19 protein-coding genes are annotated in these 23,247 nt (G+C 46.0%); 2 read left to right on the top strand and 17 right to left on the bottom strand.

Translation table 11 applies throughout. The annotated features are described in order from the left end of the window. Positions 1 to 219 precede the first annotated feature (219 nt). The 8 genes from NOM90_RS17660 to NOM90_RS17625 form a co-directional block, all read right to left on the bottom strand. Complete coding sequence (locus tag NOM90_RS17660) at positions 220 to 2,571, bottom strand: glycoside hydrolase family 95 protein (RefSeq protein ID WP_255943881.1); 2,352 nt, start codon at positions 2,569 to 2,571, stop codon at positions 220 to 222. Positions 2,572 to 2,973: 402 nt separating this feature from the next. Further along, a complete protein-coding gene (locus NOM90_RS17655; protein ID WP_255943879.1) occupies positions 2,974 to 4,698 on the bottom strand; it encodes an ABC transporter substrate-binding protein in 1,725 nt (574 codons plus the stop codon). Between the two features lie 226 nt (positions 4,699 to 4,924). Then, entirely contained in the window at positions 4,925 to 6,637 is a 1,713-nt protein-coding gene (locus tag NOM90_RS17650; protein ID WP_255943878.1) for an ABC transporter substrate-binding protein, read from the bottom strand. Between the two features lie 358 nt (positions 6,638 to 6,995). After that, positions 6,996 to 8,690 carry an ABC transporter substrate-binding protein gene (locus NOM90_RS17645; RefSeq protein ID WP_255943877.1) on the bottom strand — a complete coding sequence of 565 codons (1,695 nt, stop codon included), beginning with the start codon at positions 8,688 to 8,690 and terminating at the stop codon, positions 6,996 to 6,998. A 176-nt stretch (positions 8,691 to 8,866) separates the two neighbouring features. Then, the gene (locus tag NOM90_RS17640) at positions 8,867 to 9,775 is read right to left on the bottom strand and encodes a carbohydrate ABC transporter permease (protein WP_255943876.1); all 909 of its coding nucleotides are present in this window, start codon (positions 9,773 to 9,775) and stop codon (positions 8,867 to 8,869) included. A 12-nt stretch (positions 9,776 to 9,787) separates the two neighbouring features. Beyond that, positions 9,788 to 10,783, bottom strand: coding sequence for an ABC transporter permease (locus tag NOM90_RS17635; RefSeq protein ID WP_255943875.1), 996 nt, complete (start codon positions 10,781 to 10,783; stop codon positions 9,788 to 9,790). A 242-nt stretch (positions 10,784 to 11,025) separates the two neighbouring features. Then, positions 11,026 to 12,612: a response regulator transcription factor gene (locus NOM90_RS17630; protein WP_255943873.1), complete on the bottom strand. Its 1,587-nt coding sequence runs from the start codon at positions 12,610 to 12,612 to the stop codon at positions 11,026 to 11,028. Continuing rightward, entirely contained in the window at positions 12,612 to 14,423 is a 1,812-nt protein-coding gene (locus NOM90_RS17625; protein WP_255943871.1) for a sensor histidine kinase, read from the bottom strand. The genes NOM90_RS17630 and NOM90_RS17625 overlap by 1 nt, the downstream gene beginning before the upstream one ends. 213 nt (positions 14,424 to 14,636) lie before the next feature. Here NOM90_RS17625 and NOM90_RS17620 point away from each other — a divergent pair, with 213 nt between their 5' ends. Next, positions 14,637 to 15,596: a glycosyltransferase family 4 protein gene (locus NOM90_RS17620; RefSeq protein WP_255943870.1), complete on the top strand. Its 960-nt coding sequence runs from the start codon at positions 14,637 to 14,639 to the stop codon at positions 15,594 to 15,596. A gap of 93 nt (positions 15,597 to 15,689) precedes the next feature. Here NOM90_RS17620 and NOM90_RS17615 read toward each other — a convergent pair whose 3' ends face one another. From NOM90_RS17615 to NOM90_RS17580, 8 genes are all read right to left on the bottom strand, one after another. Beyond that, the gene (locus tag NOM90_RS17615) at positions 15,690 to 16,205 is read right to left on the bottom strand and encodes a GNAT family N-acetyltransferase (protein ID WP_255943868.1); all 516 of its coding nucleotides are present in this window, start codon (positions 16,203 to 16,205) and stop codon (positions 15,690 to 15,692) included. A gap of 136 nt (positions 16,206 to 16,341) precedes the next feature. Further along, positions 16,342 to 16,536, bottom strand: coding sequence for a YwbE family protein (locus tag NOM90_RS17610; RefSeq protein WP_255943866.1), 195 nt, complete (start codon positions 16,534 to 16,536; stop codon positions 16,342 to 16,344). 136 nt (positions 16,537 to 16,672) lie between these two features. Further along, positions 16,673 to 16,822 carry a 50S ribosomal protein L33 gene (rpmG, locus tag NOM90_RS17605; RefSeq protein WP_087801633.1) on the bottom strand — a complete coding sequence of 50 codons (150 nt, stop codon included), beginning with the start codon at positions 16,820 to 16,822 and terminating at the stop codon, positions 16,673 to 16,675. A 26-nt stretch (positions 16,823 to 16,848) separates the two neighbouring features. Further along, positions 16,849 to 17,118 (bottom strand): 30S ribosomal protein S14, encoded by a 270-nt coding sequence (gene rpsN / locus NOM90_RS17600; protein WP_255943863.1) that lies wholly within the window; start codon positions 17,116 to 17,118, stop codon positions 16,849 to 16,851. Between the two features lie 30 nt (positions 17,119 to 17,148). Then, positions 17,149 to 18,354, bottom strand: coding sequence for a GTP-binding protein (locus NOM90_RS17595; RefSeq protein WP_255943861.1), 1,206 nt, complete (start codon positions 18,352 to 18,354; stop codon positions 17,149 to 17,151). A gap of 193 nt (positions 18,355 to 18,547) precedes the next feature. Next, a complete protein-coding gene (locus tag NOM90_RS17590; RefSeq protein WP_255943859.1) occupies positions 18,548 to 18,808 on the bottom strand; it encodes a DUF3886 domain-containing protein in 261 nt (86 codons plus the stop codon). A gap of 233 nt (positions 18,809 to 19,041) precedes the next feature. Continuing rightward, the gene (locus NOM90_RS17585) at positions 19,042 to 20,364 is read right to left on the bottom strand and encodes a hemolysin family protein (protein WP_255943857.1); all 1,323 of its coding nucleotides are present in this window, start codon (positions 20,362 to 20,364) and stop codon (positions 19,042 to 19,044) included. A 214-nt stretch (positions 20,365 to 20,578) separates the two neighbouring features. Next, positions 20,579 to 21,205, bottom strand: a complete 627-nt coding sequence (locus NOM90_RS17580) for a lysophospholipid acyltransferase family protein (protein ID WP_305121079.1) — start codon at positions 21,203 to 21,205, stop codon at positions 20,579 to 20,581. Between the two features lie 271 nt (positions 21,206 to 21,476). Here NOM90_RS17580 and NOM90_RS17575 point away from each other — a divergent pair, with 271 nt between their 5' ends. Then, on the top strand, positions 21,477 to 21,896 hold the full coding sequence (locus NOM90_RS17575) for a chemotaxis protein CheW (protein ID WP_255943854.1): 420 nt from the start codon (positions 21,477 to 21,479) through the stop codon (positions 21,894 to 21,896). Between the two features lie 374 nt (positions 21,897 to 22,270). On the opposite strand, the gene mmuM is transcribed toward NOM90_RS17575, so the two are convergent. Beyond that, the gene (mmuM, locus tag NOM90_RS17570; protein WP_255943853.1) at positions 22,271 to 23,245 is read right to left on the bottom strand and encodes a homocysteine S-methyltransferase; all 975 of its coding nucleotides are present in this window, start codon (positions 23,243 to 23,245) and stop codon (positions 22,271 to 22,273) included. Positions 23,246 to 23,247 lie beyond the last annotated feature (2 nt).

Genomic DNA, 23,247 nt, shown 5'->3' with positions numbered 1-23,247 from the left:
TCGCCTTTTTAAATTTCTCTTCCTTTATATATGCTCTTACCCCTTTTAACGTCTTTCGGACCGTTATCCAACAAATTTACATGTGTAGCGCTCCTTATCGCGACATTCTTATTTTATCGGATAAAGAGAGTCGTTGTGTGCGAATCAGTTAGCGTTTTGTTCGACAGTTTTGTGACATTTTGCACAGACGGCTTTTAAACTTGCAAAAAACCATAAAGCTTAATTAAATGAAAGCTGAACCATTTCGCCGGCAGCTAGATTCAAGCTGCCTACGAAAGCTCCTGCTTCGCCGCTTTGTACAGGCGAAGACCCCTCGAACGCGCGATCGGTGCGGATCGTAATCGCCCCGGTGAAATCGGCGGTAATCTCCGCCGATTGGATCTGTCCATCTTGCCAAGATAGCGAGATGGTGTATCCGCCGCGAGCACGTAAGCCGCTCACGGAACCGCTGTTCCAAGCGGAAGGCAAAGCCGGAAGCAGATGCAGCTCGTCCAGATGGCTCTGGAGCAGCATCTCGGCGATGCCGGCTGTGCCGCCGAAGTTTCCGTCGATCTGGAACGGCGGATGATCGTCAAACAAATTCGGATGCGTCGAACGCGCAAGCAGCGTATGGACGAAATGATGCGCTTGTTCGCTATCGAGTAGACGCGCATACAAGTTAATCAACCATGCGCAGCTCCAGCCGGTATGACCACCGCCATTGGCGATCCGCGAAGCTAGCGAATTCTCGGCAGCTTCAAGCAGCTGCGGCGAGTGGACTCTATTGATCGAGCGCCCCGGATACACCCCGTATAGATGCGAAACGTGACGATGACCGGGTTCATGTTCGGCAAGCTCTGTTCCCCATTCCAGCAATCGACCGTCTGAGCCGACTTGAAGCGGCTGCAAACGTTCTAGCGCCGAACGAATTTCTTCACTGTCCGAGTGGGTCAGCTCGAATTTATCTTCGATCTCAAGTACGCGCTCCATCACATCGCGAATCAATGTCAGATCCATTGCCGATCCGAAAGCTACGCTGGAGAATTCCCCGCTATCGGTCACAAAACGATTCTCGGGCGACGTTGAAGGCGCCGTCGTCAATTGGCCGCCTTGTCCTTCGACCAGCCAGTCTAGAGCAAACAAAGCGGCTTCTCGCATAATCGGATAAGCTTGATCCCGCAAAAATGCTTCGTCGCGCGTGAACAAATAATGTTCCCATAGATGCGCGGTCAACCATAGTCCGCCCATTGGCCAGAATGCCCAACTCGCGTCGCCGCCGGACGGATTCGACATCCGCCAGATATCGATATTGTGATGCGCTGTCCAGCCACGTGTCCCGTAATGGACTTTCGCGGTACGTTTACCGGCTTCCGCCATTTCGGCGATCATCTCTAGCATCGGCTGATGACATTCGCTTAAGTTCACGATTTCTGCCGGCCAGTAGTTCATCTCAACATTGATATTCGATGTATAATTGCTGTTCCACGGCGGATCGATCTGATGATTCCATATCCCTTGCAGATTGGCAGGTTGCGTGCCCGGACGCGAACTGCCCATCAACAGATAACGACCGTAATGGAAATACAAAGCTTCCAAAGCCGGATCAGCCGTACCTTGCTTATAAGCTTCAAGCCGCTCATCGGTCGGAAGTTCCGCTCGTTCTTCTCCGCCCAGCGTAAGCTCCACGCGTGCAAATAATTGCTCATGGTTGCGGATATGTCGTTCACGCAAACGATTTTCGCCAAGTTTCGAAGCTTCGCTCAACCATTGTTTGCATAGCAAATCCGGACGGCGTGAACTATTTTGCGGCATTTGGTTAAATCGTTCGAAATTCGTCGCCGCCGCTAATAACAGCATCACGCGATTAGCGCCGCGAATTTGAATTTTGCCTTCAGAAGCCAAGGTTTCTCCGCCTTCAGCAATGGCTTGTAATCTTGCTTCAAAACGCAGACTCAATTCTTCATCAAACAAAACCGGTTCAGGATGGTCCTCGTCATCATTGTTCTCGACATGACTCGGTGCTGTTCCAGTCATCGACAAGACGCCGCCCGTATACGCGGCGGTCTCGTATGGAAGCAGACTTTCTAACGATACATCGATATCGATCGCTCCTGCTTGATCTGCTTCTAGCACAACTGTAATGACTTGATCGGGTTCGCTAATCCAGACTTCGCGAGTGAACTTCACTCCATCTGCCGTAAACGACGTAGTCAAAACTCCGTTACTTACATTCAAGTCGCGCTCGTAATTCGATGCTTCTCCCCCGCCAATTCGATCAATGTACAGATCGCCTAACGGTTGATACGCTTCGGTATTCGAACCAACCATATTGGAGTTGATGATCTTTACTGCTTCTGCGTATTTACCCGCAAAAATCAACTTCCGTACCGGCTCCAAATACCGTCTGACGTTGTAATTGACTTTGTCTCTTGGAAACCCTGACCACAATGTGTCTTCGTTCAACTGCAAGCGCTCTCGGCGATCTCCGCCAAAAACCATCGCTCCGAGCCGCCCATTCCCCGCAGGCAATGCTTCTTCCCACTTCGTCGCAGGCTGTCTGTACCATAATTTATACGTTTTGCTACTCACCATTCCGCCACCTTCCGCTTTTCAAGAAACGTTTTAGATCGACGACACCGTTTTTCACTTTTTTTCTAAATGACTTCCTTCTCATTTTAGCATAAACATCCCCCAGTTCTTCTTCAATTCGTTCTGGATTTTTTAGGTTGTAATTTCCCCCACCAAAAAAAGGCGGAGCATCCCCCGCCTTTTTTCGTGGAGTCTATTCAATTCTTCCGTATGCGTTGAGCCTGGCCCAGCGGAGGGGAAAATTCAGTTCAAGACGCCTTTGAACCCGGAAAGCTTCCTTCCCCAATTTCAATCCTGCTTTCCGAGTGAAACAGCGGCTTGAACGAATTTTCCACGCAGCGCCACTAAAGCTCCGCTCCACCTACACTCTCCCACAATTGAACGACCCCACCTCACTCAAAAGGGTTACTCCGCCGGCGTCCCCCATGCTTCGACGGTGTCTTTGATCATCTGCGTATACAAAGCTTCCATCTCCGGAATCCCTGATCCGTTCAGATCTGTCAGCATTTGATCGTAAATGACGTCGAATTGCTCCGGTGTAGCGACAATTGCAGCCGGGATCGCTTTACGCACGATATCTTGACCTTTTTGATAAGGTACCGTGAAGTCAGACGAGCTTGGCGCCGGTAAGTTGTACGCTGCACCCCAAGCTTTAACAGGGAAGTCTTCTTTACCCGGGAACAGATCTTTCCAAGTTGTAGCGTCATAAGCTTTGAGCGCTTTTTTCTCATCTTCACTGTAACTGTTCGTAATTTGCTCTGGATAACTTGTTGTGTAGTAGTTGCCTGTCTCGTCTTTTACGCCGTCACCGTAACGAACCGTGAATGGTGTGTACAGACCAATTCCCGTTTCTTTCTGGAAAGCGGAATTGTCGTTAATCTTTTGATCCAATACGTCTTCTGGAATGACGCGTTTGCCATCTTCGACATTGTATTGTTTACCTTCGATGCCCCAGTTCACAAGTAACTGGCCTTCATCAGACGCCATCCAGTCCAAGAATTTGATTGCACGAATCTGTTTTTCTTCGCTCATGGTCGTCGAGAACGACAAGCCATAGCCGGATGCGTTACCGATATCAACGAAGGAATGATCTTTATACTCTTCTGTCAAAGTAACCGGGAAATGCCCGTAGATTTTATCGTTTTTACCCGCTGCTTTCAAAGAATTTTCAGCTTCTTGATAATCCCAATCTTGATCGATCAGACCGAGTACGCGTCCGCTAGAAATTTTCGCCAGATATTGGTCATTTTTTTGCGTAAAAGCTTCTGGATCGATCAGACCTTCGTTATACATATGGTTGAGCCAGCGGAAATATTCTTTTTCAACTGGGCGTTTGTAGTGCAGCTGCGCTTCATACGTTTCTGGATCGATATAAAACTCGCCATCATCCGGTGCTCCTGTTGCCAAGAAAGCAGGATTCGTGACGGTGATCATAATTTTCCAATCGTCTGCATTGAGCGTCAGAGGAATCGTCGGTTGCCCGTCGATGGTTGGGTGTTTCGCGTAGTAGTCTTTCAATACTTTTTCAAAATCTTGAACGGTACGAATTTCGGGATAGCCCAACTCTTCAAGTACGCCTAATTGAACTTCAAAACCGCCACCGGCATCAAAAGGCGTATTATCGATAGCTGTATTCGTTGGAATCGTGTAGATCGATGGATCTTCTTTGCTGTATTTGAGTCGGTTCATATAAGGTCCGTATAACTTTTTGATATTAGGTGCATACTGATCGATCAAGTCCGTCAGATCAACCAATGCGCCGGCATCCACAAGCTTACTCGTTTCGCCTTTCGGATAGAGAATTTCGGGATATTCGCCGGAAGCGATCATCAGCGCAATTTTTTGTTGATCGGTTCCGCTGACCGCAAACTCGCCGTCGATGGTAACGCCTGTTTTTTCGGTAATGACTTTGCCCGTCTCATCTTGCATCCGCGACCAGTTTGGACTTGCGTCGCCGCCAAAGAAGGTAAATGTCACCGGTGACGTATCGTCGCCTTCTGCTCCGTTTGCCGATGATGTCTCTGTTGCTGGCTTTGAAGCTGCGTCGTTTCCGCTATTACATCCTGTTACCGCCAAAGCCGATGCTGCTGTCAATACCATTGCGACTTTCCACTTTTTAATCGTTTCCATTGTATCCCACCCTTCCGAAAATGGCCTTGCCCCCAATTATTTTTAAGCGCTTACATTTTGAGCATGTATCGTTTGCTCCGCTTTATTATATCCTACTTTTTTCTTTTTGAGAACGCTTACATTTCTAAATTGATAACTTTTTTAAAAAATAGTTAGAGAATAACAAAACAACCTTCATCTCTAAGGACGAAGGTTGTTTGATTTGATTTGGATCAAAGCAGATCGCTTATTTCGCGTTCCAAGCTTCTACCGTGTCTTTGATCAATTGGGTATACGTCGCTTCCATCTCTGGAATGCCGTTCCCGTCAAGCTCGGTCAACATTTGATCGTAAATGCCGTCGAATTGTTCAGGTGTTGCAACGATTGCAGCCGGAATGGCTTTACGCACGATATCTTGCGATTTTTGGAAAGCAACCGTGTAATCCGAACCGCTTGGAGCCGGCAAGTTGTACGCAGCGCCCCACTCTTTAACAGGGAACTCGTCTTTGCCCGGGAACAGATCTTTCCAAGTCGTTGCTTCATACGCTGCCAAAGCTTTTTTCATAGGCTCGCTGTAGTTCGCTGTGATCAGCTCTGGATAATTTGTTGTGTAGTAGTTGTCCGTTGAGTCTTTAACACCATCGCCATAACGTACAGACAATGGCGCATACAGGCCTACGCCCGATTCTTTTGTGAATGCGGCATTTTCGTTCGACTTGCGATCTTGAACATCGGCAGGAATGACACGTTTGCCGTCTTCCAATACATAATGTTCGCCTTCAACGCCCCAGTTGTTCAAGATTTGAGCTTCGTCAGAAGCCATCCAGTCCAGGAATTGAATCGCACGGATTTGTTCTTCTTCACTCAAAGCCGTTGTCAGACCTACGCCGTAACCGGAACCGTTACCGATATCGACGAACGAATGGTCTTTGTACTCCTCTGTCAAAGTAACCGGGAAATGACCGTACGTACGCTCATGTTTGCCTGCACTTTTGAGGGAGTTTTCAGCTTCTTGGTAATCCCAATCTTGGTCGATCAGACCGAGTACGCGTCCGCTCGAGATTTTAGCCAGATATTGATCGTTCTTTTGAGTGAACGATTCTTTGTCCAGCAGACCTGTGTTGTACATATGGTTGAGCCAACGGAAGTATTCTTTTTCTTCTGGACGTTTGTAGTGCAATTTAGCTTCGTATGTTTCTGGATCCACATAATATTCGCCGTCATCCGGTCCGCCTGTTGCGTATACGGCAGGGTTCGTTACGGTAATCATGATTTTCCAGTCATCTGCATTTAAAGTTAAAGGAATGGTCGGTTGACCATCGATTGTCGGGTTTTTCTCGTAATAATCGCGCAGCGCTTTCTCGAAGTCTTCAACTGTACGAATCTCTGGATAACCGAGTTCTTCGAGTACCGCAAGTTGGAGTTCAAATCCGCCGCCTGCGTCAAACGGAGTCTGATCGACCATCGCGTTCGTTGGGATCGTATAGATTGCTGGATCTTCTTTGCTGAATTTCAGACGATTCATGTAAGGGCCGTAGATCTTTTTGATATTCGGCGCATACTGATCGATCAGCGGAGTCAAGTCTACCATAGCGCCCGCGTCTACCAGCTTGCTGGTTTCGCCTTTAGGGAAAATGATTTCTGGATACTCGCCGGAAGCAATCATCAATGCGATCTTTTGCTGATCGGTTCCGCTTACTGCAAATTCGGCTTCAAGCGATACGCCTGTTTTTTCGGTAATCACTTTGCCTACTGCATCTTGCATGTTGTTCCAGTTTGGGCTAGCGTCGCCGCCGAAGAACGTGAACGTTACCGGTTCTGTGCTTGGCGCCCCGTCTGTTGCGGCATTATTTCCACCTGTGCTTGCAGGCTTTGCTGTATCGCCGCCACCGCATCCTGCTGCTACCACCAACGTGCTCGTCATAAGCAACGCTGCAATCTTTTTTGTTTTCCCTTTCATTAATCGACATCCCCCTTAGGACGGATTTTTTATATGCGTACAACGGGCGCTGCCCGATCATACCGACTCTTGGACAAGCAACAATTCTTTAATCATTTGGATTTAAAGCGTTTACATTATTAATAAATAATTAAGCTTTATTCTGCAAAATCCATCCTAACTAATAACTTTTAGTCTTAGGTGAACCGTTTTCGAATAAAGCTAAAATCGCTGTTTCATGTAATGTAAGTGCTTACAGTTAAGAATATAATACTCCGAAAACGTTTTGTCAACAAAAATGTTTATATTTTTATCAAAAAGAAAAAGAATCCTTTTTAGGATTCTTTTTCTTTAAATTTATTCTTTTTAAAACCTACATTTACTTGCCTGTACCCCATAGTTCAACCGTATCTTTGATCTGCTGCGAGAAGATTTTTTCCATTTCCAAAATATCGTCCGCGTTCAATTCTTCCAACATACCATCGTAGATCGTATCGAATTGATCGGCTGGAGCGAGAATCGCTTCCGGAATCCGTTTACGGACAATGTCCTGCGACTTTTGGAACGAAACCGTGTACGACGAATCGTTTGGAGCTGGCAAATTGTACGCGGCGCCCCAAGCGCTTGTACCGAGTTCGTCTGCTTGTGGGAATAGATCTTTCCATGTCGTTGCATTATATTGCTTCAAAGCATCTTTTTCCGGTTGCGTATACGCATTTTGAATCTGTTCCGGGAAGTTCGTTGTGTAATAATTGCCCGTTTCGTCTTTGACACCGTCGCCATAATGCGGAGACATCGTAGTGTACATACCGATTCCGGTTTCTTTGGTAAACGCTACGTTATCGTTCGTTTTGCGGTCTTGGATCTCTTGTGGAATCACACGCTTGCCATCTTCTACATTGTAATGGTCGCCTTCAACGCCCCATTGAACAAGCACTTGACCTTCATCCGATGCTAAAAAGTCCAAGAATTTAATGGCACGGATTTGTTCCGCATCGCTCAAATTGGTCGTCAGACCGATTCCGTATCCACCTGGGAAACCTACGTCCATAAAGGAATGATCTTTGTATTGCTCGTTTAGCGTTACTGGGAAGTGACCGTAAATACGGTTTTGCGTCGTTGGATCGCTTGATCCTTTCAGTGCATTTTCTGCTTCAGAGTAATCCCATTCTTGATTGATCGTACCGAGAACGCGTCCACTCGAAATTTTCGCTAAATATTGGTCGCTTTTTTGCGTGAAAGTTTCTTTATCCAGCAGACCTTCGTTGTACATTTTGTTCAACCAGCGGAAATATTCTTTTTCTTCCGGACGTTTGTAATGAAGCTGCGATTCATACGTATCCGGGTTGATCGCGAATTCGCCGTTATCCGGAAGCCCTGTAGCCAAAAATGCCGGGTTCGTTACGCCGATCATCATTTTCCAATCATCCGCGTTCAGCGATAAAGGAATCGTAGGCTGACCGTTGATTGTTGGATTTTTCTCGTAATATTCTTTGATGGCTTTCTCGAAATCTTCGAGTGTACGAATTTCTGGGTACCCAAGTTCTTTGAGCACTTCGAGTTGCAATTCAAAGCCGCCGCCTGCATCGAATGTCGTCTGTCCCACACCCGTATACGTCGGAATGATATAGATCGATTGGTCTTCTTTGCTGTACTTCAGACGGTTCATATCTTCGGCATACATCTTTTTGATATTTGGCGCATATTGTTCGATAAGATCGGTTAGATCGACCAATGCTCCGGCGTCTACAAGCTTGCTTGTATCGCCTTTTGGCATAATCAAATCCGGATATTCGCCCGACGCGACCATCAATGATACTTTTTGCGTGTCGCCGCCGATTGCGTATTCCGCGTCCAACGTCACTCCTGTTTTTTCTGTAATCGCTGCGCCTACGGCGTCTTTCATCCCAACCCAGTTGCTATTTGAATCTGCGCTGAACAAGCTGAACGAAATCGGACCGCTTTCTACTTCTTCTGCCGAACGATTATCGCTACTTGCTCCGCCACATGCGGTTAAGCCTACGATAGATGCCAGTGCAACCGGCGCTACCCATTTCACTTTTTTATTTCCCACTTTAAAAAGCCTCCCTTTTCAATCACCCTGAAATTGCTCTTTTTCTCTATATGGGTCACTTCGTCACAATAAACGCAAATGTTCATTTCCGCTTATTCCGCAAAGCGCCCTTTGTATATCGGGAGGCAGTAGCCTCCCGTGAATACCTAAGCTGCCTGTTTACGATAGAACTTGAATTACGATTTTACTGCGCCAAGCGTCATACCGCTTACGAAGTATCTTTGCAAGAACGGGTACACGATCAAGATCGGTACGGTAACGACGATGGTAATTGCCATTTTGATCGATTCTGGCGAGATTTGCGTCATTTTTTGCGCCATGTCCGCAGCATTGATCTGCTGACCGCTACCGCCTTGTTGCGTACTTTGTAGAACTTTCATCAATTCGTATTGAAGCGTCGTTAATTCTGGATGACGTCCGTTGTACAAATACGTATCGAACCACGAATTCCATTGTCCAACGGCAAGGAACAACGCGATAGTCGCAAGTACCGGCTTACAAAGCGGCAAAATGATACGGAAGAAGATCGTTAAATCGTTCGCTCCATCAAGTTTTGCCGATTCTTGCAACGCGTATGGAAGACCATCCATAAACGAGCGAATAACGATAACGTTAAATGCACTGACGATACCTGGCAAAATGTAGACCCAGAACGAACCCAGCAGTCCCAGATCGCGGAACAAGATATAAACCGGAATCATACCGCCGCTGACATACATCGTCACAACCAAGAAAGTCGAAGTAAACTTACGAGCTTGGAAGTCTGGTCGACTCAGCGTATACGCCAACATCGAAGCACTGATCAGACCGAAGACGGTACCGATTACGGTACGAAGAATCGAGTTCCACAGACCGCGAATCAATCCTTCATACTGGAAGATCTGCTGATAGTTATCAAAGGTAAAAGCACGTGGAATGATGGTAACGCCGCCTCGAACGGTATCGGACGACTCGTTGAGCGAGATCGCAAGTACGTTCAAGAACGGATACAACGTCACGATCAGAACCAGCGACATCAAAACAATGTTCGCAATATCGAATATTTTATCGCCTCGCGTGGCATTAAATGCTTTAGGTGCTGCCATAATTGTCCCCCCTTACATGATGCTTTCTTTGGATACTCGTTTGAAGATACCGTTGACGGTAAACAGTAGGATTACGCTGACAACGGAGTTGAAGATACTGATCGCTGTACCATACGAGAAGCGTCCCATTTGGAGCCCGTATTGTAACGCATAAAGTTCAAGTACCTGCGAGTATTCCAGCACCAGATTGTTGCCGAGCAGGAACTGTTTTTCAAATCCGATTTGGAGCAAATGACCGATCTGCATAATGAAGAGTACAGAGATCGTTGTCCGAATACCCGGAAGGGTAATATGCCACATTTGTCTGTACCGGCTTGCTCCGTCGACACGGGAAGCTTCGTACAGTTCAGGGTCGATACCTGTAATTGCCGCCAGATAGATGATTGTGTTCCAACCCATCTCTTTCCAAACATCGGAAGCGGTTACAATGTACCAGAACCATTCGCCTTTAGCCATAAATTGAATCGGCTCGTTAATAATATGAAGACCGACCAACAAGTCGTTGATTGCACCGCCTTGCGTCGAAAGCATTTTCGTAACAAGACCTGCTACTACGACCCAAGAAACGAAGTGGGGCAGGTACGATACCGTTTGAACAAAACGTTTGAAGATCATTCCGCGAAGTTCATTGAGCAAGACTGCGAAAATGATTGGAACGACAAACCCGACAACCAGACCCATTACACTCATCGCTAACGTGTTACGAAGTGCGAGGTAGAACCGATCATCCGAGAACAGTTCGACGAAATGCTCGAACCCTACCCATTTCTGTTCGAAAAATCCTTTTGCCGGTTTAAAGTCTTGGAATGCCATCGTCCAGCCCCATAACGGCAAGTAGCTGAAGATGAATGCCCAGATGACAAAAGGCAACGACATTAAGTACAGGTATCTTTGCTGTAGAGCGGTTCGCCAGAAACCTTGCTTTTTAAAGCGCTTACCAGCGAGTGCATCAGCAGCAGGAGTACCCGGATTCCTATTGGAACTACCGCCTGGTGTGAGCGTTCCCATATATTTACCCCTCCTGATTTCTTTATGATTTTATGATAGATGGTTTTTATGAAAGCGCATACCCTAGGAATTTTAGACAAAATCATGCGAAAATTAGACATAAAAAACGTTTCACCTAAAAATTCGCAAAAAAATAGGGTGAAAATCAGAGATCTAAATTCTGATTCTCACCTCGCCCGACTAACAATTAGAGATTTATACTCCAATTGCTTACGCTGCGTTTTTTAATCATAGACTTTGGTTTACGATTCGCCGCTTTGCTGCTCGCCATGTACTTCGCTTCGGTACGCCGAAGGAGACGTGCCTTCGTACTTTCGGAATTTAGCGTGAAAATAATCGGCATTGGAGTATCCGACTCTTGCCGCGACTTGATGTACTTTTAACCCTTGAGCCAGTAACGTCTTCGCTTTTTCGACTCGGACTTTATCCACGAACGCATTAAAATACTGTCCCGTGTAGTTTTTGAACAACTTACCTAAATATCCGCTATTGTAGCCAAACATATCGGCAAGCAGCTCAAGTTTGAGGTTTTCATTATAATTACGCTGAATAAAATCGATCATCTGCTTGAGTACCGTATCTTTATTGGCACCACCGAAACGATCAATCATTTCACCGAGACGTGTATGAATCTGTCTTTTCAGTGCTCCGTAACTTTGGGCTTGATTCACGTCGGATAACAGCAGACTATGATAATTTTGAGCAAGCTCGGTCGTAGACGAACTTCCGCCAGAAGATAACTTTCCCATCGCAAGGGATAACGTTCGCGCATATTCGCTACGCACTCCCGCTTCGTCTGTTTTGCGGAAAGCTAATCGTTGCTCTAGCTCACTCAGTACCTTTTGCACAGCATCGCGGCTACGAATATCGAGCGCATAATATAACTTTTCGCCAAGTTCCGGCATATCTTCGGATTCCGTTAGATCTTCATCTGTCGGTTGATCTGCAAATACCTGGTTGTACGCGGCTTGATCGATGACCGAACCGCTTTCGAAAAAGAATCGTGCCTGTAATAAGCGTTCTGCTTCGCGAAAAGACGCCGATACTTCGGTCAAATCGTCGATTGAGGCTCCGCAAGCCGCATGAAAATGCAATTCGCCTGCCGCATCGGACAACTGATTTTGCAGCGTATGGCTACATTCCGTATGATTTTGCCGCACTAAAAGCAGCCCGATATACGTACCCGCCGAAAATAAAATAGCGCCGTTTTTTTCTTCAAAACTTTCTTTTAACCGTTGACGGAATACGGCATGTTGGCGCGACTCTGTTTCTATACTTCCGTGCGCATCGACTAGCAAGACCCGATAAGCAGGAGCCGACAACCCCAGTGCTGAGGCAAGCTTAGTGATATGATTTTCATCTTGCGGCTTTTCTTCAAACAGTAATTCTTCTACTAATTGCGCTTTGGGAAGCGCGGCTTCTTGCTCGATTTTGGCGCTGCGCGCAGCTTGTTCTCGCTCTAGCAGATCTCGGACCCGGCGCAATTCGTCGAGTAACTCCACTTCGTCTACCGGCTTGAGCAAATATCCATTTACGCCGTTCACAATCGCACGCTTTGCATAATCGAATTCTGCATAACCACTCAATATCAGAAAATGAGCAGTTCCGTTATTTTGACGAACTTTTTCGATCAGATCGAGCCCGGTCATACCCGGCATCCGAATATCGACAATTGTTAAATCCGGCTGAATCTGACCGAATTTCTCGAAGCCTTCTTTTCCGTTGGAAGCCGTATCGCTGATCTTGAAGCCTTCCGATTCCCAATCTACGATCGTACGCAGCCCTTCGCGAATCATAGGCTCATCGTCTACGATTAACACTTTATACATTACTCGTCCCTCCCGGCAGGTATCTTGAAGTAAATTTGCGTGCCTTTGCCAAGCTCACTCGAAATGCGTAACCCACATTCTTCGCCATAGGTCATCACCAATCGTTGATGGACGTTACGCAGCCCGATTCGACTTTCTTCGCTTTCTTCTTTTTCGCGAATTGATTCTTCGACTTGCTTCAATCGTTCTGGCGTCATTCCCGCACCGTTATCGACTACGTCAATCAACACTTCTTCTCCGATTCGAACAGCATGAAGTGTGACACAACCTTCGGTTTCTTTGTTTTCCAAACCATGAACGATAGCGTTTTCGATCAAAGGTTGTATGATAAGCGGCGGTAACATCGTATTTAGCGTATCTTCGCCGGCCGACAATTCGTAATGCAGACGATCTCCGTGACGGAATTTTTGAATATCCAAATAGGAACGTACCATATCCAGCTCGCTGCGAAGGGAAGCATGCCGGTTGCCCAATTCCAAATTACGCCGAATCAGTTTTCCTAATAGCTGAACCGCACGGGCAATATCTTTTTCGCCTTGTATATGAGCACGCATCCGAATCGATTCCAGCGCATTGAACAAAAAGTGGGGGTTAATCTGACTGGCGAGCATTTTGAGCTTGATCTCGCGCTGCATCACTTCCATCCGATTATTCGCTTCGCTCGCTTCGTAGACTTGACTCATGAGTTCGTTGATATTGACGACCATATAATTGAACTGTTCCGATAACTGACCAATCTCGTCTTGCCCGTCGATACGCGAGACCGTACCCAGATCGCCTTCGGCTACCCGGTTCAGATTACGATTCAATTTCAGTAACCGCGAACTGATCAACCGGGAATTGAAATATACCGCAAGTAGCGCCATAAATAGAATAAATACGATCAAGCCCGCTCCGATCAGACCGATTCGATTCGCGTCATGTACGATACTTGCCGAAGAAAATGCCGATACTACCGTCAATCCGCTCACGCTGGAATCGGGAATCAACGTATTGATCGACACTTGATAATCAACGCCTTCAATCTTTCGTTCAAATGACCGTTCTTGCTCGGTATCTTCGGCAGCCAATTCAAATCCCATCTCTTCTAACGTTTTGCCGATCGAGCTTTGGTTTTTCGCGGCTACGATATATCCGTCTTTATCTGCAACCATCGTATCGAACGGTTCTTGACTCAGCAGTTCGTTCAAATAATCGGTATTGATCTGAATCACTAACACACTTCGCTTGCCGGTATTCGGGAAAAAGATCTGTCTGACCAGACTCAGCTGCTTATTATTTTGAAGTCTTGGATTATTCATATCATCGATATACATCCAAAAAATCGAGCGCTGCTGCATCGCTTGTTTATACCAGTTTGTCGCTTGGATCTCGCGATCCGCATTCATAAATTGCAAATTATTGAACAACGTCGAGTTGTCGGTAAACAATTGGATACTGCGAACTTCGCTATAAGCCCGCACATAATTCGTAAAATCGGTATAATTGCGATACGCATTGACCAGTTCAATCGGTCTGTCCGCCGGATAGACCGTAGTTGCGACACGCTCCATATCTCGGTCCAGCAGCAATTGATTGGATACGCTAATTGGTACATTGAGCAGATTTTCAATCTGCGTTTTGATTCGCTGTACATTGTTCTCCGTCTGCTTGGTCGCTTTTTCCAGCGCGTCCAATCTAAAATATTGAATCACAATAAAACCGACAATCAGTACCGGAATCATGACAACGATTACATAAAAGAAAATCAACTTATTGCGAATTCTCATATCGTTTAGCCATCTGACAAAAGGCTTTGTTATACGTCTCATCACCAGGTTCATCCTCCGCATATCAGGCGATCATAGATTGTAGTCGCCGGATCGCTCAAGTTACGATCTTTCTTCATCATACCATAGAACAAGAACAGGATTCAGCCTCTGACCTCACTCAAAAGCTCCGCATTGCGCATTCATTCAAAGCGGATTATACTGACAACAGTGTACAACTGCGATGCAAAATCGCGATCTGTTCAAGGAGGTTCTATGTCTTATTTAGCTGCTTTTATCGTGTCTTTGACGATTGCTCTTGTGTTGATTCCGCTACTACGCAAATGGGCTGTCCAACTTGATTTTGTTGATAAACCCCGTCCCGATAACGAACGCAAATTACACCGCGAGCCGATTCCGCTGATGGCGGGAATTGCTCTGTTCGCCGGATTTGCTACCACTTACATACTGTTTAATGATATGACTCCCATCGAGTCGGCTGCTGTACTGGGTGGTTCTTTACTTATTTTATCGATTGGACTTGTAGACGATTGGTATAAAGTCAGCCAACGCGAATTCCCGGCTTTACCTAAGTTGATTGTGCAATTGCTTGCCGCGTTGCTCGTCTATTTGGCAGGTATCCGGTTTTCCGGATTTTCTAATCCGTTCACCGACAGTTATGTGATTTTACCGGAGTGGCTGCAATTGATTCTGACTTTACTGTGGATCTTCGGCGTTACGACCGTAATCAACTTTACCGATGGGTTGGACGGTCTTGCAGGCAGTCTGGCTACAATCTCAGCCGGTACATTGTTTGTAGTGGCAATTGCGCAGCAACGTAGTGATTCGGCGATTATGGCGATTAGCTTGGTTGGCGTCGGGATTGCGTATCTGAAGTACAACAAGCCGCCGGCAAAAGTGTATATGGGAGACTCCGGCGCGACATTTTTAGGATTTATTTTGGCGATCATCGCATTAGACGGAGCGTTCAAACAAGCAACGTTGTTATCCCTGCTTGTCCCGATCCTGGCGCTAGGCGTACCGATCTTCGATAATATCTTTGTTGTGCTCAAACGATTGAAGAATGGTAAAAAGATTTACGAAGCGGATGCTTCTCAAATTCATTACCGGCTACTCTCTAGCGGGCTGAATCCGAAGCAAGTATTGCTTGTACTCTGCCTAGTCAGCGTATGTCTCAGCTTATCTTCGATCATTTTGCTGTTATTGCCTGTCTAACGAAAAAGATTTGTTTTCAATCAAAAAGCTCCGTAATACGATCTTTAGATCGCATTGCGGAGCTTTTTTTGCCTATCGAAATTCAGGCAACTCTTATTGTTTTCGGTTCATTCGATAATGCAAAAGCACTTGTTCGCCGACAGGTCCTGATTTACGATGACCTCGGTCTTCGAACCCGGCGTCCGTATATAGTTGTAAAGTGCCTTCTTGATGCTGATTCACGACCAATACGATCTCATTCATATCCGGGAAGTAATCGCTCACGAACTTCGGCAGCAATGCCATCGCTTCTTTACCATATCCTTTGCCTTGTTCCGACAAGTTAATCGACAACGAACGAACTAACATCGCGCGCGGCGATTCGGTAATACTGCGGATTCGATCTCCTCGATGAAGCACGAAAAAACCAACAGGCTGTTTTGCCGCCAAAATCACGATCGGATGACGATCTCGATCTTCTCGGCAAAGCTGGATCGCTCGTACAGGGAGCGCCGTATATTTCTCTTGCTCAGCGGAAACATGATAATCTTCGAACAGAGCCTTTTCATACTCTGGGCGGAAAAACTTCAGTTCCACTTTTAACTCTGTCGATTCAGGGTGCTGGTTCATCCTACGTTCCTCCTGTCTTCCCTACCGTTCATTTTGAAAAATTAGCAATGTTCAGCAAGAAGTTGTGAAGATGACATCTACCCTACTATTAAACGCGAATATTCTTTATCTAACCGTAGATTCTACGTAATCCCAATCATTCAACAATCTGTTTAACGCGTCCGACTTGTCCGTCTTGCAGACGAACTTTGATTCCATGCGGATGTGTAGCGGAATTCGTGAGCAAATCTTTGACAACGCCGCGAGTGAGTGTGCCTGAAGCTTGATCCTTTTTGAGTACAATATCGACGGTAAGCCCTGGCTTAATCGAAGACCGGTTGTTTCCGTTCATAACGATGCCTCCTTTTTTATCCTTTTGTCTGTATGTATCATAACATAAGGGAAGATAAGCGCCCAAATAAGAAAAGCCACCTTCGCAACAAAGCGAAAAGCGGCTAGTACAACTCCATCTATTTGTTGAAATAAACTTAACGCGTTTCCCGGTGGATCGTATATTTTTTCAAGCGTGGGCAATATTTTTTTAATTCTAAGCGTTCGGGATGATTGCGTTTGTTTTTGGTCGTTGTGTAATTCCGGTCTCCACATTCTGTACATGCCAAAGTTACGATCACTCTCATGATTCATTCCTCCTAAGTTTCTAAGTTTACCAGCTTGATTTGGTTACGCCGGGAATTTGTCCTTTGTGCGCCAATTCTCGAAATACGATCCGGGAGACTTTGAATTTGCGTAAATAACCGCGAGGACGCCCTGACACTTCACATCGGTTTTTGAGACGAGTCGGGGATGAATCGCGCGGCAATTTTTGCAGAGCGGCATAATCGCCTTTTTCTTTTAACTCACGGCGTAGTTCTGCATATTTCGCTACGGTTTCTTGACGTTTTTTCTCTTTGACTACTTTTGACTTTTTCGCCATCTGAATTTCCCTCCTAATATATATGCTCGGTTACACACCGATTTCTTCAGCAGTCATCCACGGTAAAGGGTTATACATTTTTGCCCAGTCTGATTTCAATTCGCGATCATTTAGCAAGCAAGCATCCAGTTGGTCTTCCAGCTGCTGACGATCCATATCGATGCCGATCAGGACAAACTCATTGATTCGATCTCCGACTTCTTCGTCCCAACTTTGGGCAAGTTCCGGTTGCTCGGCAAACAATTCTTCGCGCTCCGCTATAGGCAATGCGGCGATCCAATGCCCAGCCGGACCAAACTGAATCGAAGGCCCGGCTTGGCTAAAGCTTGCTGCCCAATCTTCTTTGACTGCAATCCACATCAAGCCTTTGGCGCGCACAACCTCAGTCGGCCATTCCGATAGCAAGTCCGCAAGACGCTGAGGGTGAAAAGGACGGCGGCGGCGATATACGAACGATCCGATTCCGTACTCTTCGGTTTCCGGAGTATGCTCTTCTTTTTGCAATTCACGAATCCAACCCGGCGATAAACTCGCTTTTTCAAAATCGAATTTGCCTGTATTTAAAATCTCCGACAGTTCTACTTCTCCGCGCACGGTGCGAATGATTATTGCCGATGGTTGTAGTTTGCGCAATACGCCCTCTAGCCGCTGCAATTGATGTTCTTCTACGAGGTCGCATTTATTGATCAGCAGCACATCGCACATTTCAACTTGGTCAATCAACAGATCGGTCACGTCGCGTGTATCGTCTTCTGCGCTTGCCTGACCACGTGCGAGCAGACTTTCACCACTTTCGAAGTCATGCCAAAACCGATACGCATCGACAACCGTCACCATACAATCCAATTTTGCGAGTCTGGTCAGATCTACACCCGTCTCGTCGTCTGCATAGGTAAAAGTCTGGGCAATCGGCACAGGTTCGCTGATCCCCGTCGATTCGATCAAAATATAGTCGAACCGTCCTTCGGACGATAGCCGTTCCACTTCACGAAGCAGATCGTCTCGCAAAGTGCAGCAGATACATCCATTCGACATTTCCACTAGTTTTTCTTCGGTACGAGACAGATTTGCTTCTCCTGCGACTAATCCGGCATCAATATTAATTTCGCTCATATCATTGACGATGACTGCCACTTTTAAGCCTTGACGGTTATGAAGGATATGATTCAAAAGAGTCGTTTTCCCTGATCCCAAATATCCGCACAAGACGGTAACTGGAATCTTTGATCGCTCCATGATTTACCGCTCCTTTTGACAAATAGTAATTATTACGATTAATAAAATGTACTATACTCCCGATAGATTGGAGCTGTCAACTCTGTTTTTTTTGGAGCCGTTGTCTTTGGGGATTCGCTATGCGGTTTTACTCATTACACCTCCAAAAGAAAAAACCTCACCGGAGTGAGGTCTTTTCTTCAAATCTTCACGATCAATCGTATTTATTGATCTTTTTACCTTCGCTTTGACCGAGTAGATACTCGAAGTCGTTCTCGAGGCGTTTGCGCTCTGCTTTTTTAGCTTCAGCAGCGGCGCGTTGTTCTTCTTCCCGGCGTTCTTGTTCGGTCGCTTTGAGTTCGTTGGCTTGGGCTTGCAACTTCGCAAGTACATCGGGATTCAATAAATCTTTCAGCGTTGCTGGCTTATCCGATGCGGCTGGACGAGCAGCAGGCTGCTTTTTCTTCGCTGCCATAAAGTGTACCTCCTGTGAGTATAACGGTCTTTTTATTATACGAGGATTAGAAAAAGAAAGGAACCTGTGTATAAGTCGTACTTTGTGCACAGTTTATTCAAACATTATACACAGGTTTATCCACGGAATTGCGGGTTTTATCCCCAGCCTGTTGAAATCTTTATTCTTTTTTTCTGAAAATTTTATTTTTATCCACATTTTTGCTAATAAACGAACCTAAATATCCGATTTCTTTATTCTTCTTTTTTAGACTGACGAGTCGCTTCGATCTGACGGATTCGTCCTTCTTCCATTACGGAGACTTTCCAGTCCCAACCTTCTCCTGTCCAAACATCGCCTTGTTTAAGATCGTACTTTTTCGAAAGTAACCAACCGCCAATCGTATACACTTCTTCGGAATCCAGATCTGTTCCGAGTTTGCGATTGACGTCGTGCAGCAAAGCTTTGGAGCCCAGTATAAATACGTCTTCGCTATGTTTGCGGATAAGCGGCGTCGGTGCTGAGGCGTCATTTGGTGACGAGCTGGATTTGATATCGCCGACGATTTCCTCGAGTAAATCTTCTAACGTAACCAGACCTGACGTACCTCCGTATTCGTCGAGTAACACTGCCATATGAATCCCTTCTTTTTGCATACGAATCAGCAGATCGCGCGCACGTACCGTCTCAATAACTTGGATGACTGGACGAATATATCCAGCGATTAGATGATGAGGATCATACCCTTTTTGCACATAATCATTAAGCACTTGCTTGACGTTAATCATCCCTACGATATGGTCTTTATCGCCATCGATAGAGACCGGAACCAGACTATACGTTTTGACTTGAATCAATTGCAGTAGATCTTCAATCTTCGCTTGCTGCGAAATATGGCGAATCTCCGTACGCGGAACCATAATTTCTTGGGCATCCCGCTCATCGAAATCAAATACATTGTTCAAATACCGATATTCCGTTGGCGTGATTTCACCACTTTTGAATCCTTCCGACAATGCCAACCGAAGTTCGGCTTCGCTCTGTGCCGCTTCTCCTTCGGTTAATGGCTTAAGCCCGAATAGCCCGCTGATCACGCGCGACGAACGACTCAAAATCCAGTTGAACGGATACGTGATACGGTAAAAAATAATCAAAGGACGCGCTAAAGCCAATGCCAGCGGCTCCGCAACTTGAATCGCGATCGTTTTGGGAACCAGTTCCCCGATCAGTACTTCGAAATACGTCAAAATCAAGAAGGCGAGTAAGAATGATAAGACTCCTGTAATCGAACTTGGAATATGTAACCAGACAAAGATCGGTGCAAGCAGTTCTTCGACGGTCGATTCACCCAACCAACCGAGTGCCAGCGACGTTAACGTCGTCCCCAATTGACTGGCAGACAAAAATTCATCGAGCCGAGACAAGATCCGTTTGACTGCCAACGCATTTTTGTTCCCGCTCTCCGCCAATTGATTAATACGCGAGACGCGTACCCGAATAATCGAATACTCAGAAGCTACAAAAAAGGCGGTCAATAAAATCAGTACGATCACGACAATCACATTCACAATTTCCATATCTACTCTCCACTTTTCATAAAGTTAACAAGGAAAAGGGAGCACACCTCCTTCAATTGTTCATTGATCCCAGCTCTACATCAGAATCAAATCGTTGTGATACGTATATACCCATTTTTACACATCCGCTTGCATGGACATCTACGTTCTTTCAACTTTTCGCGCATACAAAAAAGCCTCGAATAGATCGAGGCTTCATCATAAAGTATTCAAATCATGCGTTGAGCTTTTTACGATTTTGAGGAAGTTGCTCAAGTTCGGCTTCCAACTTATTCATCGCACCCGCCAAGCGGTCAGCAAGTTCGTTCAGATCTTTTTTTCCTTGCGAAGGGCCTTCGCTTACGGTCAAGATCGGTTCTCCGATCACGATCATCGTTTTGGTCCCTTTTAGCAGATCTTTCAAACCTTTAGGCCCAATATAAGCAGCAGGGACAATCGGCATTTTCGCCATACTCGCAATCGTGACCGCGCCGCGTTTTAACGGTACATCTTCAGACGAACGCGTACCTGACGGGAAGATTCCGATCGTTTTGCCTTGCTTCAGCAGTTGAATCGGAACTTTTAGCGTACTAGGCCCTGGATTTTCGCGATCGACCGGGAACGCATTAATGTCACGCAGAAATTTATCGGCAATCTTTTTTTGAAAAAGCTCTTTTTTCGCCATAAAATGAACTTCTGTCGGCAGCAGCGAGCATCCCAGTGCCACAACGTCCATCCATCCTCTGTGCGTGCAGGTGATCACGTATCCGCCTTCTTTGGGCAGTTTATCCGCTCCGACGATTTCGAATTTTCCGAATCCTCGCAATAAGAGTCTGGCAAATCTGGCGATGGGTTGATACAACACGTCGACTGCTCCTTCCGTATTCCGTTTTTAGTATCTGGTACTAATTTTAAGCAAAAGATAAAAGCACGCACTTCAACGTGCGATACGCTGTTAGTGTACCATGCGCTTGACGTTATGAACAGCATTGACGCGAAAAATCGCCGGAATGATGCTAGTAAGCTAAGGCATAATACCCTATAATGACGGTAACCCTTTCTTTTGCGTCTCCACTTTTTTAGTCTTGGCGCAACAAGATTCTATTCGTTAATGAAGGAGACCGGAGCATACGATGAACGATTTTATTCTTTTTAAACTTGCCGATAAAACATACGGAATTCCGTTCCATGAGATCGATGAGATCCAAAATTCCAAACCCGGTACGTCGATTCCGTTTTCTTCGAATTGGCACGAAGGCGTCGTCAAGATTCGCGAAGAAATTTATACCATCGTCAACTTGCGTAAAAAGCTCAATATTTCGCATGAAGATCAAAATGATACGGATAAATTCATTTTGCTTAGACGCGAAAAAGTGGCTTTGCTCGTCGATTCGCTAGATGATACGGCTTCTGTAGCTGATTCAGCACTGACAGATAACGAAGAAGTCGCAAGCCGTCGCTTTTTGCCGTCTGTGTTCGAACACCGTGATCGGATCGTGCTTGTTTTGAATGTCGATACTCTTTTAGCATCCACTACAGGAGGCGGAGCCTAAGGGCTTCGCTTTTTTCATTTCCTTTTATATAAAACAAAAAGCCCTGATCTGCATCAGGACCTGTTGGTGTTTCCGCGACTCCGGCATTTGAAAAAATTGCGGCGGCTAGAGGACGAATACAAAAAGGTTGCCGTAGAAATTGACCTTGAGAAGGTTTGTTCATGTAGACTGACTGGTTGTAAACATTCAAGGTCGATAGGTATAAGTCGCGGAAAACAAGAGCGCCAACGGGTAGTTGAAACTTAGGTAGGCGATGGGGCCGATTATGATGTCTAGTCTGTGGCGCTCTCATCGGATAAAACGCAAAAAGCCAAAATAAAGATCACTGTTTTTTGGATTTTTTTAAAAATAAATAAGTTTCCGTAGGATTCGCTCTACTTGCGCCAAGCTTTTGAAATTTGTGCAATCTGCTCTGGCGTCGTGCGGCAACATCCTCCGATTACTTTCGCCCCTGCGCGATGCCAGATCTCTGCCGATTCGGCGAAAGAACCACAAGTTTGCGATTCACCGGCTTGCCATGTTTTCGTCTTCGCATCATACGTTTCTCCGGAATTCGGATAGATCAGCAGCGGTTTGTCTGTCTCGCTCGCCAACGTCTCAATCGCTTGCGCGGCAAAAGAAGCCGGTGCGCAATTCACGCCAATCGCGGCAATTTGCGTATAGGGTTCCAGCGTTTGCGCACATTCACGGAGCAGCGTCCCTTCGCTGATCCGTTCTCCGTTTTGCAAAGAAAACGACATCCACGCATACGCATCCGGAAACTCGTCCGCCAGTAATTCCGCTAACACCTTTGCTTCTTGCAAAGAAGGAATTGTCTCAAAAGCGAGCAGATCCGCTCCGGCTTCAATCAATGCTTGGATACGAGGTCGGTGAAAATCACGTAACCTTCTATCATCTACTCCATAATTGCCTGTGTATTCCGAACCGTCTGCCAAAAAGGCTCCATACGCGCCAACAGAACCAGCTACGATCGGCTTTGGACGAGTCATTTGATCCACTTCTGCCCATACCGTATCGCGTGCTTTGGATGCTAGCTCAACGGTAAGTTGAATCAAGGCTAGCGCTTCTTGTTCGCTGATTCCTTTTGCCGCAAATCCTTCAACTGTAGCTTGATAGCTCGCCGTAATCGCACAATCCGCTCCGGCGCGAAAATAAGCTTCATGCACCTTAGATATCAGTTCGGGTTGCTCCAACAATACACGTGCGGACCAGAGCGAATCATCCAGATTACTGCCGTAACGTTCAAGTTCAGTCGCCATCGCTCCATCCAAGATCAAAATCGGATAATGGTTCAAAATAGCCGCGATCGGATTTTCTTTTTTGTTTTCTTTTCGATTAACAGTATTCATAA

Source organism: Saccharibacillus sp. JS10 (genome assembly GCF_024436065.1).
In the GTDB taxonomy this organism is placed as follows: domain Bacteria; phylum Bacillota; class Bacilli; order Paenibacillales; family Paenibacillaceae; genus Saccharibacillus.
The sequence above is the reverse complement of the archived record's forward strand: the minus strand, read 5'-3'. Positions and strand labels throughout refer to the sequence as shown.

Coding starts and splice junctions, on each gene's coding strand:
- NOM90_RS17615 (WP_255943868.1), bottom strand. CDS start 16,205: ATGAACCAGCACCCTGAATCGACAGAGTTAAAAGTGGAACTGAAGTTT.
- NOM90_RS17625 (WP_255943871.1), bottom strand. CDS start 14,423: ATGAGACGTATAACAAAGCCTTTTGTCAGATGGCTAAACGATATGAGA.
- NOM90_RS17640 (WP_255943876.1), bottom strand. CDS start 9,775: ATGGCAGCACCTAAAGCATTTAATGCCACGCGAGGCGATAAAATATTC.
- NOM90_RS17585 (WP_255943857.1), bottom strand. CDS start 20,364: ATGGAAATTGTGAATGTGATTGTCGTGATCGTACTGATTTTATTGACC.
- NOM90_RS17575 (WP_255943854.1), top strand. CDS start 21,477: ATGAACGATTTTATTCTTTTTAAACTTGCCGATAAAACATACGGAATT.
- NOM90_RS17660 (WP_255943881.1), bottom strand. CDS start 2,571: ATGGTGAGTAGCAAAACGTATAAATTATGGTACAGACAGCCTGCGACG.
- NOM90_RS17610 (WP_255943866.1), bottom strand. CDS start 16,536: ATGAACGGAAACAACCGGTCTTCGATTAAGCCAGGGCTTACCGTCGAT.
- NOM90_RS17650 (WP_255943878.1), bottom strand. CDS start 6,637: ATGAAAGGGAAAACAAAAAAGATTGCAGCGTTGCTTATGACGAGCACG.
- NOM90_RS17590 (WP_255943859.1), bottom strand. CDS start 18,808: ATGGCAGCGAAGAAAAAGCAGCCTGCTGCTCGTCCAGCCGCATCGGAT.
- NOM90_RS17595 (WP_255943861.1), bottom strand. CDS start 18,354: ATGGAGCGATCAAAGATTCCAGTTACCGTCTTGTGCGGATATTTGGGA.
- NOM90_RS17630 (WP_255943873.1), bottom strand. CDS start 12,612: ATGTATAAAGTGTTAATCGTAGACGATGAGCCTATGATTCGCGAAGGG.
- rpsN (WP_255943863.1), bottom strand. CDS start 17,118: ATGGCGAAAAAGTCAAAAGTAGTCAAAGAGAAAAAACGTCAAGAAACC.
- NOM90_RS17635 (WP_255943875.1), bottom strand. CDS start 10,783: ATGGGAACGCTCACACCAGGCGGTAGTTCCAATAGGAATCCGGGTACT.
- NOM90_RS17655 (WP_255943879.1), bottom strand. CDS start 4,698: ATGGAAACGATTAAAAAGTGGAAAGTCGCAATGGTATTGACAGCAGCA.
- rpmG (WP_087801633.1), bottom strand. CDS start 16,822: ATGAGAGTGATCGTAACTTTGGCATGTACAGAATGTGGAGACCGGAAT.
- NOM90_RS17620 (WP_255943870.1), top strand. CDS start 14,637: ATGTCTTATTTAGCTGCTTTTATCGTGTCTTTGACGATTGCTCTTGTG.
- mmuM (WP_255943853.1), bottom strand. CDS start 23,245: ATGAATACTGTTAATCGAAAAGAAAACAAAAAAGAAAATCCGATCGCG.